The following is a 16939-nucleotide window of genomic DNA, read 5'->3' as shown; positions in this document are numbered from 1 at the left end:
GCCTCTGTCCTTCATGACTGCCCCGTGGGGGGGGCGCCCCCCCCCGCCCGCCCCCCCCCCCCCCCGGCGGCGCCCCCCCCCCCCCCCGCCCGCCCCCCCCCCCCCCGGCGTCCGCCCGCCGCCTCCGGGGGCCCGGAGGCAGCCGGTTACTTCAGGTATCCCAGGACCGTCATCATCCCGGACTCCGAGTGGTACAGGTTGTGGCAGTGCATCATCCACAGGCCCGGGTTGCGCGCCTCGAACTCGACCGAGACCCGGTGTCCCGGCCGCACGATCACGGTGTCCTTGACCGCCCCGCCGTCCAGCATGGCGAACAGGTGCCCGTGCAGGTGCATCGGGTGCCACATGGGGCTGTGGTTGCGGAACACCATCCGGATCCGCTCGCCCTCCCTGATCGGGTAGTGCCGCGACTCCTCGTACGTCTCCCCGTTGATCGACCAGTTGAACTTCTCCATCGACCCCGTCAGCTTGAAGTGCAGGGTGCGGTCGACCTCCCCGGACGGGACGCGCACCGAATCCGCGGCCTCCAGGTCGGGCGCGATGAGCACCTTCCGGTACAGCTCGTCGGGCCGGGTGCCGGCCGCGGGCGCCGCGCCGCCGCCGGTGCGCAGGATCGCCATGCCGGTGCGGTCCTTGCCCTCGGCGAGCGCGGTGAGCGGAAAGACGCCGTCCTCCGCCCTGACCAGGACGTCGTAGCGCTCACCCATGCCGATCAGCAGGGCGTCGGTCGTGATGTGGTTGACGGGGTTGCCGTCGGTGTGCGTGATGGTCATGGAGTGGCCGCCGAGCGCCACGCGGTAGGCGGTGTCGGCGCCCGCGTTGATGAACCGGATCCTGATCCGGTCGCCTGGGCGCGCGGTGAAGGTCTGCGGATCGTCCTCGGTACGGCCGTTGACCAGGTGGTACGGGTAGTCGACGTCGCCCGCCTCGCCGCCGAGCAGTGTGCTTCTGGCGCCCCACAGCATCCGCGAAGGACCCTCGGGCTCCCGGCGCTTCCCGTCGTCCTGCGGGTCCGCCCCGCCGTGGCCCATCCCGTGGCTCATCCCGCCGGGGTTGTGGTTGCCGTAGCCGCCACCGCCCTTGGTCAGCTCGGCCAGGACCCCGTCCGGAGTGCTGCCTTCCACCCCGTCGACCCAGTCGTCCAGGAGCACCACCCACTCCTTGTCGTAGGAGAGCGGCTCTTTGGGGTCCTCGATGATCAGCGGTGCGTACAGGCCGCGGTCCAGCTGCATGCCGAAGTGGGAGTGCAGCCAGCACGTGCCGGGGCGGGTGACCATGAACCGGTACGGGAAGGACGCGCCCGGCTGGACGGCGCGCTGGGTGAGGCCGGGGGCGCCGTCCATGTCGTTGCGCAGCGTCAGGCCGTGCCAGTGCACGGTCGTGGGCTCCGGCAGATGGTTGGCGAAGTCCACCGCGAGGATGTCGCCCGAGGTGACCCGGACCTCCCGGCCCGGCAGTTCGTCGCCGTACGCCCAGGAGTCGACGGTGCGTCCGCCGAGGTCGAGCTGGGTGCGGGCGGCGATGAGCCGGATGTTCCGTACGGGGCCCGAACCGCGCCCCTTCTCGGCGCCGGCGACCTCGGGGCCGTCCGGGGAGACGTAGCGGTCTGGCGCGTCGTCGCCGGGGGCTGACGCGCTCTTGCGGTCGACGGCCCGGCCGGTGGAACAGGCGGCGAGCAGGCCGCTGCCCGCGGCGGCGACACCGGCGCCGAGCACGGCGCGCCGCGCGGGCGCTGACACTTCGGACGGCTCGGATGCGGAGGGGTGGGAAGACGTGCGGATACGACGCATGGGGAGCACCTCGTGAGGGTGTCGGCGTGTGCCGGGCGGCGGGCGCGGGGCCGCGGACGCGCGCAGGCGCCGGGGCCGGGCGCCCCCTACCCGGGCAGGAGCGACAGGCGGGTGAGGAGAGGGGCGCGGAGCGGCGGGGATATCTCCCGTCGCACGCCCGGCAGCCGCGCGGCGCGGACCGCCGGGGCGCCCGGGGCGCGGTGGCCGGGCGACGGAGCGGCCGGCCGGGCCGTGGCCGTGGCCGCGGCGAGAGGTTCGTGACCGGGGGCCGGGTGCCGGGGCGTGTGCCCGGCGGCGACGCCGGTACCGGTCGGCCCGTCGCGCAGCAGCAGCCGGCCGCACGGGGCGGCGGCCGGGGGCTGTGCACGCATCACTGGCCTCTCGTCGGGGACGGCGGGCGGGTGCTGACGGAGCGGCACGGCGGTACGGCCGGGCACCTGGATCCCGCACCCTACCCCTGTGGGGTATGACGCCCTTGTAATGGCCCGCAGGACACCGGAGCCAAGACGCCATGCGGGGCACCCGGGGCCGACGGGAGCCCCGGCGCGGCCCGGGAACCGCCCGCTTCCGGGCGCCGCCCCTCTCCCGTGACACCGGCGCCGCCCCCGCCCGCCGCGCGCCCGTTGCGCCCCGCGTCCTCGCCCCGCCGCACCGCAGGACCGCCGCCTATCCTGACCTGACCTGACCTGACCTGACCGTGCCCGTTCCCGCCCGGCGCGCCGGTACGCGGACGGCCGTGTCCGACCGCGCCGGGGCCGCCCGTCGCGGCCGGGCCCTGCGGGAGCCCCGACCACCAGGATGTCCGTGACCGCGACCGCACCCCCGCCCCTCCCCGCTGCGGACCGCAGCCCGGCGGTGCGTGCCCGCCGGCGGACGGCCGCCGCGCTGCTGCTGCTCGGCGCCGTCGCGTACACCGCGTGGGTCCTGGAACTGGTCGTCGCCACCGGCCTCGACCCCGTCGACGCGTACGTCAGCGAACTGGCCGCCGCCGACCAGCCGCTCGGCGGTCTCTTCCGCGCCACCGACCTGGCGGCCGGGCTGCTGGTGCTGGCCGGCGCGGTCCTGGCGCTGAGCCTGCCGGGACGGCGGCCGTGGGCCACGGCCGGCTGGGGCGCGCTGGCCCTCTTCGGCGCCGCCACCGCCCTGGACTCCCGGCTCCCGCTGAGCTGCGCGCCGACCGACGACCCGGAGTGCGCGGCCCGCGAGACCGCAGGACTGGTGCCCGCCACGCACACCGCGCACGCGGTCAGCAGCTCGCTGGCGATGCTCGGCGCGCTGGCCGCCCTGGTCCTGCTGACCTTCGCCGCCCGCCGCTACGCCTGGTGGCCGCCGCTCGGCCGCTGGGGGCCGCCCCTGTTGTTGGCCGAACTCGCCGCCACCTTCTGGACGCTGGCCGCCGTCGCCGCCTTCACCACCGGCGCCGGCACCTGGGCGCTGGGCCTGGGACAGCGCCTCCAGGTCCTGCTCGTCGCCCTCTACGTCGCGCTCGTCGCCCGCTGCCTGGCACGCGCCGGACGGTCACCGGGCACCGGCGGGCGCCCGCAGCGCCGCCCGGCGGGAGAATCGGAGCGGGAAACGGGAGGTCACGGATGACGGGAGGCCACGGATGATCCGGAGCGCGGGGAGCAGCCGCGGTGACGAGGGCCAGGGCGGTACGGGGCGTCGCGGGCGGCCCGCGCCGGGCCGCATGCTGCGGGTCGGCGGCGTACCGCTGCACGTGCTGAGCGAGGGCAGCGGCCCGGTCTGCGTGCTCAGCGGCGGGCTCGGCATGGCCTGGTTCGACTGGGAGAAGGTCGCCGCGCTGCTCGCCCCGTACCGCACCGTCGTCCGCTTCGACCGCCCGGGACTCGGCCTGTCCGCCCCGGCGTCCGGACCGCCCGCCCTGGCCGCCGAGGCGGACCGGATCGCCGAGGTGCTGGACGCGCTCGGCCACCGGGGCCGCTGCACCGTCGTCGGCCACTCCCTGGCCGCCTTCCACGCCGAGGCGTTCGCCCGGCTGCACCCGCACCGCTGCGCGGGACTCGTGCTGGTCGACGGCAGCGTCGAGGAGAAGGCCGATCCGCGGCTGCCACGCGCGGTGCGCAGCGCCTGGGCGAGCGGCCTGGCCGGCGCGCTGGCCGCCGCCGGGCTGCCGCGCGCCCTGGGCCCCGCGGGCCGCAGGCTGGCGGGCCGGGCCCAGGCCATCGGCCACCACGCGCCGCACCACTGGGAGCGCGCCGCCTACCGCACCAGCCGGGTGCTGCGCGCCTGCGTGCTGGAGAACGCCAGCTACCCCTACCAGGCCGCCGACCTCGCACAGCTGCGTCCGGAACGCCCGATGCCCGACGTCCCGGTGACGGTCCTGGCAGCCTACGACGGCGGCGAGACGGCCCGCGGGCTGCGGTGGCTGGGCCGCCAGCGGGCCCTGGCGGCCGAGCTGCGCGGCCGGTTCGTGGTGGCCGCACCCTCCGGCCACCTGGTGATGGCCGACGCACCGGAGTCGGTCGCGCAGGCGGTACTCGGCCTGTAGAGCGGCCGTGGCTCGCGGCTGCGGTCCGTCAACACGCGGTCAACGGTTACTCAGTTGCGTTCCAAGAGTGGGCCAAGCCGCCCGTTCCGCCGTTCCGTGGCAGCGGGGCGGCCGGGATCGTGGGAGGTGGGGGCAGGAATGCGCGGTGGAAAGGAGTGCGCGGACGACCCGCGGGAGGTTACGGCCCGACGGTTCTGATTCAGGCCAAGGGTGCGTAATGTGACGGTAACCCCCGCGCGTGATACTGGTGTGCCACGCCGTTTTTCCCGCGTGCGTGGACAGGCCGATTGACCTGCAAGGATTGGTGAGCCATGGACAAGCAGCAGGAGTTTGTGCTCCGCACGCTGGAGGAGCGCGACATCCGCTTCGTACGGCTGTGGTTCACCGATGTGCTCGGGTTCCTCAAGTCCGTGGCCGTCGCCCCCGCCGAGCTGGAGCAGGCGTTCGACGAGGGCATCGGCTTCGACGGCTCGGCCATCGAGGGCTTCGCCCGGGTCTACGAGTCGGACATGATCGCCAAGCCGGATCCGGGGACGTTCCAGATCCTGCCCTGGCGCGCGGAGGCACCCGGCACCGCCCGGATGTTCTGCGACATCCTGATGCCCGACGGCTCCCCGTCGTACGCCGACCCGCGCTACGTACTCAAGCGGATCCTGGCCAAGACATCCGACCTCGGGTTCACCTTCTACACGCACCCCGAGATCGAGTTCTTCCTGCTCAAGGACAAGCCCGTCGACGGCACCCGGCCCACGCCCGGCGACTCGTCGGGCTACTTCGACCACACCCCGCAGAACGTCGGCATGGACTTCCGCCGGCAGGCCATCACGATGCTGGAATCGATGGGCATCTCGGTGGAGTTCAGCCACCACGAGGGCGCCCCCGGCCAGCAGGAGATCGACCTGCGGTACGCCGACGCGCTGTCGACCGCCGACAACATCATGACGTTCCGGCTGGTCATGAAGCAGGTGGCGCTGGAGCAGGGCGTGCAGGCGACGTTCATGCCCAAGCCGTTCTCCGAGTACCCGGGCTCCGGCATGCACACCCACCTCTCGCTGTTCGAGGGCGACCGCAACGCCTTCCACGAGTCCGGCGCCGAGTACCAACTCTCCAAGGTGGGACGGTCGTTCATCGCCGGACTGCTGCGGCACGCGGGCGAGATCTCCGCCGTCACCAACCAGTGGGTGAACTCCTACAAGCGCATCTGGGGCGGCACCAACCGCACCGCGGGTGCGGGCGGCGAGGCACCCTCCTACATCTGCTGGGGCCACAACAACCGCTCCGCGCTGATCCGGGTGCCGATGTACAAGCCGGGCAAGATGGGGTCGACGCGGGTCGAGGTCCGCTCCATCGACTCCGGCGCGAACCCGTACCTGACGTACGCGGTGCTGCTCGCGGCCGGCCTCAAGGGCATCGAAGAGGGCTACGACCTGCCGGCCGGCGCCGACGACGACGTCTGGGCGCTGTCCGACTCCGAGCGCCGCGCGATGGGCATCGAGCCGCTGCCGCAGAACCTCGGCGAGGCCATCGAGCTGATGGAACGCAGCGAACTGGTCGCCGAGACCCTCGGCGAGCACGTCTTCGACTTCTTCCTGCGCAACAAGAAGCAGGAGTGGGAGGAGTACCGCTCCGAGGTCACCGCCTTCGAGCTGCGCAAGATGCTGCCCGTGCTCTAGGGCCCTTCGCGGTGTCCGCACCGTCTCCGTTCCGTCCTGCCCGGGGCGGCCCGCGCCACCGCGTGCGGGCCGTCGGCCGGGTGAGTTCCGAGAGGCGCACGCCATGGCACAACCCGCCCCGCAGGGCCGGCGGAGCAGCACCTTCACCCGGCTGCTGAGGCACGGTTTCACCGATGCGTCGGCGGCCGGGCGGCTGCTCGACGCGCCCGAACTCGCTTCCGTACGCGACGACTCGCAGCTCCTGGAAGCGCTCGCCGGCACCGCCGACCCCGACCTGGCGCTGCTCGGCCTGGTCCGGCTGGTCGAGGCGCAGGACCCGGACGAGCAGCAGCTGCTGCTGAGCACGCTGGTCACCGCGAAACCGCTGCGCGACCGGCTGCTGGGGGTGATGGGCGCGTCCGAGGCGCTCGCCGACCACCTCGCCAGGCACCCGCACGACTGGCGGTCGCTGGCCACCTACGAGGCGGCCGATCTGCACCCCGCCACCCCCGAGTTCGAAGAGGCGCTCGCTGAGGGCGTCTGGGGCGAGCGGGGCCGTGACCTGTCGCGCGCCGACGCGCTGCGGATCGCCTACCGCAGGTCGCTGCTCGGCATCGCGGCCCGCGACGTGTGCGGGACGACGGACGTCAGCCAGGCCGCGGCGGAACTGGCCGACCTGGCCACCGCCACGGTCCGCGCCGCCCTCCAGATCGCCTCGGAGGAGGCACCGGGCGACGCGGTCGTCTGCAAGCTGGCCGTCATCGGCATGGGCAAGTGCGGTGGCCGCGAGCTGAATTACGTCTCGGACGTCGACGTCATCTTCGTCGCCGAGGCCAAGGACGGCACCGACGAGGACAAGGCACTGCAGGCCGCCACCCGGCTCGCCGCCCGGCTGATGCGGGTCTGCTCGGACATCACCGTCGAGGGCACCATCTGGCCGGTCGACGCCAACCTCCGCCCCGAGGGCCGCAACGGCCCGCTCGTCCGCACCCTCAGCAGCCACCTCGCCTACTACCAGCGCTGGGCCAAGACCTGGGAGTTCCAGGCGCTGCTCAAGGCCCGCCCGATGGCCGGCGACCCCGACCTCGGCAGGGCGTACGTGGACGCGCTCGCGCCGCTGGTGTGGCAGGTCGCCGAGCGCGACAACTTCGTCGCCGATGTGCGGCAGATGCGGCGCCGGGTCGTCGAGAACATCCCCGCCGACCGGGTCGACCGGGAGCTGAAGCTGGGCCCCGGCGGGCTGCGCGACGTCGAATTCGCCGTCCAGCTCCTCCAGTTGGTGCACGGCCGCAGCGACGCGACGCTGCGCAGCGCCACCACCCTGGACGCGCTGGCCGCGCTCGCCGCAGGCGGCTACGTCGGACGCCAGGACGCCGCCGCGCTGGACGCCGCCTACCGCTTCCTGCGCACGATGGAGCACCGCATCCAGCTCTACCGGATGCGCCGTACCCACCTGATGCCCGAGGACGACGCCGACCTGCGCCGGCTGGCCCGCTCGATGGGGCTGCGCACCGAACCGGTCGACGCCCTGCGCAAGCAGTGGAGGTGGCACGCCCGCGAGGTGCGCAGGCTGCACGAGAAGCTGTTCTACCGGCCGCTGCTCGACGCCGTCGCGCACCTGGAGCCCGTCGAGACGCGGCTCTCCGCGAAGGCGGCGGGGCACCGTCTCGAAGCGCTCGGGTACGCCGACCCGGTGGCGGCGCTGCGTCACCTGGAGGCGCTGGCGTCCGGGGTGACCCGTAAGGCGGCGATCCAGCGGACGCTGCTGCCGGTGCTGCTGGGCTGGTTCGCGGACTCCGCCGACCCGGACGCCGGGCTGCTCAACTTCCGCAAGGTCTCCGACGCGCTCGGCAAGACGCCCTGGTACCTGCGGCTGCTGCGGGACGAGGGCGCGGCGGCGGAGAACCTCGCCCGGGTGCTGTCCGCCGGGCGGCTCGCCCCCGACCTGCTGCTGCGCGCCCCCGAAGCGGTGGCGCTGCTGGGCGCGGCCGACGGGCTGCGGCCACGCGGACGGGCGGCCCTTGAGCAGGAGGTGCTGGCCGCGGTCGGGCGGGCGAGCGGTGCGGAGGCGGCGGTCGCGGCGGCCCGCGGGGTGCGCCGCAGGGAGCTGTTCCGTACCGCGGCGGCCGATGTGATCGGCGCGTACGGCACGGAGGTCAGCCCGGCGGAGGAGGACCGGGGCCGGGCGGTGGACGGGGTCGGCGCGGCGGTCTCCGACCTGAACGCGGCGACCCTCGCCGGGGCGCTGCGGGCCGCGGTCCGCGAGAGCTGGGGCGACACCCTGCCCACCCGCTTCGCCGTCATCGGCGTGGGCAGGTTCGGCGGCCACGAGCTGAGCTACGGCTCGGACGCCGACGTGCTGTTCGTGCACGAGCCGTGGCCGGGCACCGACGAGCAGGAGGCCGCCAGGGCCGCCAAGGCGGTCGCCGACGAAATGCGCAGGCTGCTCCAACTCCCGTCCGCCGACCCGCCGTTGCCGATCGACGCGGACCTGCGTCCGGAGGGCAGGTCGGGTCCGCTGGTGCGCACCCTCGCCTCGTACGCGGCCTACTACCGGCGCTGGTCGCTGGTGTGGGAGGCGCAGGCCCTGCTGCGCGCCGAACCGGTCGCCGGGGACGCCGGCCTGGGGCAGCGGTTCATCGAGCTGATCGACCCGCTGCGCTATCCCGTCGAGGGCCTGGGCGAGGACGCGGTGCGCGAGATCCGCCGACTCAAGGCGCGGATGGAGACCGAGCGGCTGCCGCGCGGCGCCGATCCGACCACCCACGCCAAGCTGGGGCGCGGCGGTCTGAGCGACGTCGAGTGGACGGTGCAGCTGCTCCAGATGCAGCACGGCTGGGAGATCCCGGGGCTGCGGACGACGCGGACCCGTCAGGCGCTGGCCGCCGCGCACGCCGCGGGCCTGATCGGCACGGAGGACGCGCAGATCCTCGACGAGGCGTGGGTGCTGGCGGCGCGGGTGCGCAACGCCGTGATGCTGGTGCGCGGCAGGCCGGGCGACACCTTCCCCGCCGACGGCCGCGAACTGGCCGCGGTGGGCCGCTACTTGGGCTACGAGGAGGGGCACGTCGGCGAGATGCTGGACGACTACCGGCGGATCACCCGGCGGGCCCGCGCGGTGGTGGAGGACCTCTTCTACGGCGGGTGAGCCCGGCCGCCGCCCGGCCGTTCAGGTACCGGCCGGGCCGCCCGTCGGCACCTCGCGGACCCGGGCCAGCACGCCGGCCAGCGCCAGTTCGAAGGCGGTTCCCGCCCGTCCGGGCCCGGTGGCGGCGAGCGCCCGCGCGAGGTGCGGCGTCCGGTCCGCGTCGGCGACGTCCCACATGGCCTCCGGCGCGGCCAGGTCGAGGGCCGAGCCCAGCACGACGTTCTCCAGCGCCACGATCACCGGGATGACGTCGGACGGCGCGAACCCGGCGTCCAGCAGCAGCGCGGACGCCCGCTCGTAGAGGGCCAGCACCTTCGGGGCGCGTACCGGTGAGACGGTCAGCAGCGGGATGGCGCGCGGGTGGGCGGCGAACGCGGCGAGGTAGGAGCGGGCCCAGGCTTCCAGGGCCGCGTCCCAGGGGGTGACGTCGAGCGCCGAGGCGTCGATGGAGTCGTTGATGCGCTCCCGCAGCAGTTCGATGATCCCGGTCCTGCCGTCCACATGGTGATACACGGACGCGGTCTGCACGCCGAGCGCACGGGCGATCTGCGGGACGCTGAAGTCGCCCTGCTCGTCGACGAGGCGCAGTGCGGTCTCGCCGATCCGCGCCCGGTCCAGCAGCGGTGTGCGCGGCCTCGCCATGTCATCTCTCCCGCTCGTGAGTCTTCCCGAATGGTACGGGCGGGGGTTACATTGCAAAAACCGAAAGGCTTTAGGTTTCTGCACAGGTTTCCTGGTTCCCGCCCCCGTGGACCACCGACCGCCCCGCGCCGTGCCACCCCTCCACAGCGCCGGAACGGAGCCGGTACCGCGTCCGCTTCCCGCCGCAGAAGGACAGCACCGCCATGGCCGCAGCCCCCGAGACCCGAGACGGGTCGCCGACCCGCACCGCCGCACCGTCCGACGCCCCGCAGCAGCCCGCCGCCGGCCTGCGCCGCGGCACCCTCGGCGTCGCGGACATCGCCTTCTTCGTCATCTCCGCCGCCGCGCCGCTCACCGTCATGGCCGGCACCTCGCCCGTCGCCATCGGAGCGGGCGGCACCGGCGCACCCGTCGGCTACCTCGCGGCCGGCGCCACCCTCGCCCTGTTCGCCGTCGGCTTCACCACGATGGCCCGGCACGTGCGGCACGGCGGCGGCTTCTACGCGTTCATCACCCTTGGTCTGGGCCGCCCGGCCGGCTTCGGCGCCGCCACCCTCGCCCTGCTCGCCTACAACGGCATGCAGATCGGCGTCTACGGACTGCTCGCCACCACCACCCAGGACGCCCTGGAAGCCTTCTGGGGCGTCCACGTCCCCTGGCTGCCGATCGCCCTGGCCGGCGTCGCCGTCATCTGGTACCTCGGCCACCGCAGCATCGACTTCGGCGCCAAGGTGCTGGGCGTCCTGCTGGTCGCCGAGACCGGCATCCTCGTCCTGCTGGCCGGCGGGGTGCTGCTGCACGGCGGCGCGCACGGCCTGGCGGCGGAATCCTTCACCCCGCAGCACGTCCTGGTCCCCGGCACCGGCGCGGTCCTCGCCTTCGCGTTCGCCGCCTTCACCGGGTTCGAGTCCACCGCCATCTACCGCCACGAGGCCCGCGACGCGGCCCGCACCATCCCGCGCGCCACCTACGCCGCGGTCGCCTTCCTCGGCCTCTTCTACGCCTTCATCATCTGGATCATCATCCAGGCGTACGGCGGCGACGCGATCGTCAAGGCCGCGCTCCACGACCCGGCCGGGCTGTTCTTCACCGCCACCGAGCGCTACGTCGGCACCTGGGCCGCCGGCCTGATGCACCTCTTCATCATCACCAGCGTCCTCGCCTCCCAACTCGCCTTCCACAACGCCATCACCCGCTACGGACTCTCCCTCGCCCAGGAAGGCGTGCTGCCGGCGGCGCTCGGCCGCATCCACCCGCGCAACCGCTCCCCGTACGTCGCGGGCGCCGTGCAGAGCGCCATCGCGGTGCTCGTCGTCCTCGGCTTCGCGCTCGCCGGAGCCGACCCCTACCGGCAGCTGCTGCTGTGGATGAACACCCCGGGAATGCTGGGCCTGCTGGTGCTCCAGGCGCTCACCGCCGCCGCCGTCCCCTGCTACTTCCGCCGCATCCGCCACCGGGAAGGCACCCTGCGCACCCGCGTCGCCCCGGTGGCCACCGTGGTGCTGATGGCCGGCGCGATCTGGCTGGTCGTCGCCAAGATCGGACTGATGACCGGCGCGCGGACACCCACCAACACCGTCCTGGTCCTCTCCGTCCCCGCCGTCTTCGCCCTCGGCCTGCTCCTCGCCCGCAGGACCCGCAGGTCCGCCCCCGCCGTCTACGCGGGGTTCGCCGCGGAACCGGAGAACGCCGACTGAACCACCCGCCCGCCCCACCGCACCCGCACCAACCGCACCACCCGCATCCCGAAGGAGCCCCCGTGCTGTCCGCACCCGCCACCCCCGCCCCGACCGCAGCCGACACCGTCCTGACCGGCGCCCGCGTCCGCACCCTCGACCCGGCCCGCCCCTGGGCCACCGCCGTCGCCGTCAAGGACGGCCGGATCACCGCGGTCGGCGACGCACCGGACGTACGCGACTGGCGTGGCCCCGCCACCGAGGTCATCGATCTGGGCGGCGCCACCCTCACCCCGGGCTTCGTCGACGGGCACAGCCACCCCGTCTGGGGCGTCGACATGGCGACCGGCACCGACCTCTCCGGCTGCCGCGGCCTCGACGACCTGCGCACCGCACTCGCCGCCGCCGCCCGCGAGCTGCGCCCCGGCCAGTGGGTCACCGGCTGGGGCCTCGACCACAACGTCTTCGGCGACCGCCCCGTCCACCGCGACCTCATCGAGGACGCGCTCGGCGGCGTCCCCGCCTTCCTGCGCCTCTACGACGGGCACTCCGCCCTGGCCGGCGGCGCCGCCCTGGCCGCCGCCGGCATCGAAGGGCCGCGCACCTTCACCCAGCGCGCCAGCGTCGTCTGCGACGACCGCGGCCGGCCCACCGGACACCTCGTCGAACACGCGGCGATGGACCTGCTGCTGCCCGTCGTCCCCCGCCCCTCGGCCGCCGAACGCCGCACCCGGCTGCTGGCCTCCCTCGACGAGATGGCAGCCGCCGGGCTCACCGGCGCCCACGTCATGGACCTCCAGAGCCCGGACGCCGTGCAGCTCCTGGACGGCATCGAGGCCGAAGGGCACCTCCCGCTGCGGCTGCGCCTCGCGCCCTGGTGCATGCCGGGCATCGACACCGAAGGGCTCGACCACCTCGTCGCGCTCCAGCGACGGGGCGGCTGTCAATGGCGGGTGGACGGCGTGAAGTTCTTCATGGACGGCACCATCGAGGGCGGCACCGCCTGGCTGGAGCGCCCGGACTGCCACGGCGAGGGCACCGAGGCGTTCTGGCCCGACCCGGCCGCCTACACCCACGCCGTGCACCACCTCGCCCGCGCCGGGGTGCGCACCGCCACCCACGCCATCGGCGACGCCGCCGTCCGGCACGTCCTGGACACCGTCGAACTCCTCGGCAGCGCCGGCGCCCAGGGCCGCCACCGGCACCGCATCGAGCACATCGAGACGGTGCCCACCGACCAGCTCGCCCGCTTCGCCGCGCTCGGCGTCGTCGCCTCCATGCAGCCCCTGCACACCGGATACACCCGCGCCGACCACACCGACGCCTGGTCGCAGCGGGTCGGTACGGAGCGCGCCGGGCGGGCCTGGCGCTGCCGTGACCTGCGTGACGCCGGCGCCGTGCTGGTGCTCGGCTCCGACTGGCCCATCGCCCACCACGACCCGCGCGCCACCCTGGCCGCCGCCCGGCTGCGGCGCCCCGCGGGCGAGCCCGGCACCGCACCGGTCACCCCGGAACAGGCACTGACCGGGCTGATGGCCCTGGAGGGCCTCACCTCGCACGCCGCGCTGGCCGCGGGCGAAGAGGCACAGGCAGGACGGATCGCACCCGGCTTCCGCGCCGACCTCACCGCCCTGGCCGTCGACCCGGTATCCGCGCCGGCCGACGATGTCGCCGCCGCCCCCGTACGGCTGACGATGAGCGGCGGCCGGGTCACCCACCGGGGCGTGGCGTAACGGGTCGCGCGGGCGGGCGGTACGGCCGCCCGCCCGCAGCGGTCCTCAGCCCGCGATGGCCGCGCTCCGGGCCGGCCTGCCGACGTGCCGCGCCAGATGGTGCGGCAGCGTGCCGTACCAGAGACAGGCGAGGGCGAAGCCGAAGAGCAGGCAGAGGACGCCGCCGAGCGCGTCCAGCCAGAAGTGGTTGGCGGTGGAGACGATGACGAGCAGGGTGAAGAACGGGTAGAGCAGCCCGATGACCTTCGCCCACACCGGGCGGGCCAGCAGCGCTATGGTCAGGCCGCACCACAGCGACCAGCCGATGTGCATCGACGGCATCGCTGCGTACTGGTTCGACATCGAGGCGAGATCGCCGGACGCCATCGAGCCCCAGGTGTGGTGCGCGGGCAGGGTGTCGACGAAGCCGCCGCCCGCCATCAGCCGCGGCGGCGCCAGCGGGTAGAAGTAGTAGCCGACCAGCGCCACGCCGGTGGTGGCGAACAGGGCGAGCCTGGCCGCGGTGTAGCGGCCGGGGTGCCAGCGGTAGAGCCAGACCAGGACGCCGATGGTCACGATGAAGTGCAGGGTGGCGTAGTAGTAGTTCATCGGGACGATCAGCCACGTCACGGCGTTCATCGCGTGGTTGACGGCCTGCTCGACCGCGATGCCCAGGGAGTGCTCGGCCTGCCAGACCCAGTCGGCGTTCCGCAGCGCCTTGGCCTCCTGCTCGGGGACCGCGTTGCGGATGAGGGAGTAGACCCAGTAGCTGATCGCGATCAGCAGGATCTCGAACCACAGGCGGGGTGCGCGAGGGGAGCGCAGACGGGCGATCCGGCCCTTTGCCGAAGGACGTTCCGCGGTCGCGCCGTGGGGCGGCGGGGGAGCCGGCCGGTCATCCAAAGTCCTCACATGCGCTTCACCCATAGGCAGACAGTCTGCCAGAAAGCGGTAACCCGGCGATCATTCCCCGGTCGGGTCTCCGACGCCTGTGTGTAGGACTCAAGAGGGACTGCGGACCCCCTACTTCTCGGGGGTGCAGGCCGGTTTGGGGAGCTTTGCCCCTTTTGGCGCCGAGGCGGTGGACCCGCGGACCACCAGTTCGGGGTGGAAGACGAACTCGCTGTGCGGCGCGGGGGTGCCGCCCATCTCCTCAAGGAGCGCGCGCACCGCCGCCTGCCCCATCGCGGGCACCGGCTGCCGGATCGTGGTCAGCGGCGGATCGGTGAAGGCGATCAGCGGGGAGTCGTCGAAGCCGACCACGGACACCTCGCGCGGTACGTCGAGCCCCCGCTGCCTGGCCGCCCGTACCGCGCCGAGCGCCATCATGTCGCTGGCGCAGACCACCGCCGTCGCGCCCCGCTCGATCAGGGCGGCGGCTGCGGCCTGGCCGCCCTCCAGCGTGTACAGCGAATGCTGCACGAAGCGGTCGGCCTGGTCGGGGGTCAGGCCCAACTGCTCCCGCATGCTGTGCAGAAAGCCCTCGATCTTGCGCTGGACCGGCACGAACCGCCGTGGCCCCACCGCAAGACCGATCCGCCGGTGCCCGAGCGCCACGAGATGGGTGACCGCGAGCCGCACGGCGGCGCGGTCGTCGGGCGAGACGAACGGCGCCTGCACCCGCTCGGAGAAACCGTTGATCAGGACGAACGGCACGCCCTGGCCGCGCAGCCTGGCGTAGCGCTGCATGTCGGCGGAGGTGTCGGCGTGCAGCCCGGAGACGAAGATGATGCCGGCCACCCCGCGGTCGACCAGCATCTCCGTCAGCTCGTCCTCGGTGGAACCGCCGGGGGTCTGCGTCGCGAGCACCGGCGTATATCCCTGGCGGGTCAGCGCCTGCCCGATGACCTGCGCGAACGCCGGGAAGATCGGGTTGTCCAGCTCCGGGGTGATCAGCCCGACCAGACCCGCGCTGCGCTGCCGCAGCCGCACCGGACGTTCGTAGCCCAGCACGTCGAGGGCGGCCAGAACGGACTGGCGGGTGGTCGCGGAGACGCCGGGTTTTCCGTTGAGCACCCTGCTGACGGTGGCCTCGCTGACACCTGCCTGAGCTGCGATATCGGCGAGCCGGGCGGTCATGGAGTGGACCTTACCTTTCGCCCCTCAGATTGCCCACCAAGTGCAGCTGTCGCCCGGCAGCAGTGCGCTGCCGCCCTCGGTGGTGACCGGCGCGCTGGACAGCAACGGCCGTCCCGGCAGCGGGAGTTCGGCCGCGTCCGGCAGGGTGTTCACGGTGCAGAGCAGGCCGGGCCTGGCGAAGGCGAGCACCCCGTCGGGGGCCGGCCGCCAGTTCATCGGGCCGTCGCCCAGGCCAGGCAGCGTGCGGCGCAGGGCGAGCGCCGCGCGGTACAGCTCCAGGGTGGAGTCCGGGTCGCCGGTCTGCGCCTCGACGCCGAGGGCGGCCCACTCGGGTGGCTGCGGGAGCCAGCTGCCGCCGGCGCCGAAGCCGTACGAGGGGCCTGCGGCGGTCCAGGGCAGCGGGACGCGGCAGCCGTCGCGCAGGCCGTCCTGCCCTGACTCCCGGAAGAACGACGGGTCCTGGCGTGCCTCGTCGGGCAGGTCGGTGACCTCGGGCAGGCCCAGCTCCTCGCCCTGGTAGAGGTAGGCGGAGCCGGGCAGGGCGAGCATCAGGAGGGTCGCCGCGCGGGCCCGCGCGAGGCCGCCGCCGAGGCGGGTGGTGTGGCGGACGACGTCGTGGTTGGAGAGCACCCAGGTGGTGGGGGCGCCGACGGACGCGGTGGCGGCGAGGGAGGCGTCGATGACCTCGCGGAGCCCGTCGGCCTGCCAACCGGTGCCAAGGAACTGGAAGTTGAACGCCTGGTGCAGCTCGTCGGGCCGTACGTAGAGCGCCAGCCGCTCCGGGGTGGGGGCCCATGCCTCCGCGACGCCGATGCGGGCGCCGTCGTAGCCGTCCAGCAGGGAGCGCCAGGCGCGGTGGATGGCGTGCACCCCGTCCTGGTCGAAGAACGGCAGGTGCTGGCTGCCGATCAGGGTGGCCTGCCGGCCGTGGCCGATGTCCGGCAGGCCCGCCGCCTTGACCATGCCGTGCGCGACGTCGATCCGGAAGCCGTCCACGCCGAGGTCGAGCCAGAACCGCAGGATGGCCGCGAACTCGGCGTGCACGTCCGGGTTCTCCCAGTCGAGGTCGGGCTGCTCGGGGGCGAAGAGATGGAGGTACCAGTCGCCGCGCCCGGTGCGGGTCCAGGCGGGGCCTCCGAAGATCGACTCCCAGTCGTTCGGCGGCAGTTGGCCACTTTCGCCCTTGCCGGGGCGGAAGATGTAGCGCTGCCGGGCCAGCTCCGGGTCCTGGAACCACGGGTGCTGGTCGGATGTGTGGTTGGGCACGATGTCGACGATGACCCGCAGGCCCGTCTCGTGGGCGGCGCGGATCAGTTCGTCGGCGTCCTGGAGACGGCCGAAGAGCGGGTCGACGGCGCGGTAGTCGGCGACGTCGTACCCCCCGTCGGCCTGCGGGGACGCGTAGAACGGCGTGAGCCAGACGGCGTCCACGCCCAGCTCCTTGAGGTACGGCAGGCGGCTGCGCACGCCTTGCAGGTCGCCGATGCCGTCGCCGTCGCTGTCCGCGAACGAGCGCACGTAGACCTGGTAGATGACGGCGTCGCGCCACCAGCCGGGACCGCGGCCCGGTCCTGGTGCCTGGCGGGCGGGGCTGGGGGAAGTGAGCTCCTGGGTCATCTGCCGTCCCTGTCGAGTGAGGAGTCGGTCGGTCTCCACCGGAATCAACGCTCGGGCGGCCGTGCGGTGACGGGGCGGGCGGCCGGGCGCAGGGTCACCTTCCGGTCATCTCCC

The 16939-nt window shown here is 73.9% G+C and carries 12 protein-coding genes; 6 read left to right on the top strand and 6 right to left on the bottom strand.

Annotated features, from left to right (window positions below):
• Positions 1–146: 146 nt before the first annotated feature.
• Positions 147–1739: a multicopper oxidase family protein gene (locus ACGFNI_RS02090; RefSeq protein ID WP_393680323.1), complete on the bottom strand. Its 1593-nt coding sequence runs from the start codon at positions 1737–1739 to the stop codon at positions 147–149.
• A 137-nt stretch (positions 1740–1876) separates the two neighbouring features.
• On the bottom strand, positions 1877–2161 hold the full coding sequence (locus ACGFNI_RS02085) for a hypothetical protein (protein ID WP_393679724.1): 285 nt from the start codon (positions 2159–2161) through the stop codon (positions 1877–1879).
• A gap of 484 nt (positions 2162–2645) precedes the next feature.
• On the opposite strand from ACGFNI_RS02085, the gene ACGFNI_RS02080 reads away from it, so the two are divergent.
• The 4 genes from ACGFNI_RS02080 to ACGFNI_RS02065 all read left to right on the top strand — a co-directional run bounded on the left by ACGFNI_RS02080 (position 2646) and on the right by ACGFNI_RS02065 (position 9099).
• Complete coding sequence (locus ACGFNI_RS02080) at positions 2646–3383, top strand: DUF998 domain-containing protein (RefSeq protein ID WP_393680322.1); 738 nt, start codon at positions 2646–2648, stop codon at positions 3381–3383.
• 94 nt (positions 3384–3477) lie between these two features.
• Entirely contained in the window at positions 3478–4299 is an 822-nt protein-coding gene (locus tag ACGFNI_RS02075; protein ID WP_393680320.1) for an alpha/beta fold hydrolase, read from the top strand.
• 311 nt (positions 4300–4610) lie between these two features.
• On the top strand, positions 4611–5972 hold the full coding sequence (glnA, locus tag ACGFNI_RS02070; RefSeq protein WP_393679723.1) for a type I glutamate--ammonia ligase: 1362 nt from the start codon (positions 4611–4613) through the stop codon (positions 5970–5972).
• Between the two features lie 103 nt (positions 5973–6075).
• On the top strand, positions 6076–9099 hold the full coding sequence (locus tag ACGFNI_RS02065; protein ID WP_393679722.1) for a bifunctional [glutamine synthetase] adenylyltransferase/[glutamine synthetase]-adenylyl-L-tyrosine phosphorylase: 3024 nt from the start codon (positions 6076–6078) through the stop codon (positions 9097–9099).
• Between the two features lie 21 nt (positions 9100–9120).
• Here the strand turns inward: ACGFNI_RS02065 and ACGFNI_RS02060 are convergent, their stop codons facing one another.
• Positions 9121–9741 (bottom strand): TetR/AcrR family transcriptional regulator, encoded by a 621-nt coding sequence (locus tag ACGFNI_RS02060; protein ID WP_393679721.1) that lies wholly within the window; start codon positions 9739–9741, stop codon positions 9121–9123.
• Between the two features lie 203 nt (positions 9742–9944).
• On the opposite strand from ACGFNI_RS02060, the gene ACGFNI_RS02055 reads away from it, so the two are divergent.
• Both ACGFNI_RS02055 and ACGFNI_RS02050 read left to right on the top strand, forming a co-directional pair.
• Positions 9945–11438, top strand: coding sequence for an APC family permease (locus ACGFNI_RS02055; protein ID WP_393679720.1), 1494 nt, complete (start codon positions 9945–9947; stop codon positions 11436–11438).
• A gap of 62 nt (positions 11439–11500) precedes the next feature.
• A complete protein-coding gene (locus ACGFNI_RS02050) occupies positions 11501–13150 on the top strand; it encodes an amidohydrolase (protein WP_393679719.1) in 1650 nt (549 codons plus the stop codon).
• 45 nt (positions 13151–13195) lie between these two features.
• Here the strand turns inward: ACGFNI_RS02050 and ACGFNI_RS02045 are convergent, their stop codons facing one another.
• The 3 genes from ACGFNI_RS02045 to ACGFNI_RS02035 all read right to left on the bottom strand — a co-directional run bounded on the left by ACGFNI_RS02045 (position 13196) and on the right by ACGFNI_RS02035 (position 16825).
• Positions 13196–14056: a phosphatase PAP2 family protein gene (locus ACGFNI_RS02045; protein WP_393679718.1), complete on the bottom strand. Its 861-nt coding sequence runs from the start codon at positions 14054–14056 to the stop codon at positions 13196–13198.
• Positions 14057–14152: 96 nt separating this feature from the next.
• On the bottom strand, positions 14153–15208 hold the full coding sequence (locus ACGFNI_RS02040; RefSeq protein ID WP_393679716.1) for a LacI family DNA-binding transcriptional regulator: 1056 nt from the start codon (positions 15206–15208) through the stop codon (positions 14153–14155).
• Positions 15209–15232: 24 nt separating this feature from the next.
• Positions 15233–16825 (bottom strand): glycoside hydrolase family 13 protein, encoded by a 1593-nt coding sequence (locus ACGFNI_RS02035; RefSeq protein WP_393679714.1) that lies wholly within the window; start codon positions 16823–16825, stop codon positions 15233–15235.
• Positions 16826–16939: the final 114 nt, after the last annotated feature.

Origin of the sequence: Streptomyces sp. NPDC048644, assembly GCF_043199105.1 — a bacterium.
Taxonomy (GTDB): domain Bacteria; phylum Actinomycetota; class Actinomycetes; order Streptomycetales; family Streptomycetaceae; genus Streptomyces.
The sequence above is the reverse complement of the archived record's forward strand: the minus strand, read 5'-3'. Positions and strand labels throughout refer to the sequence as shown.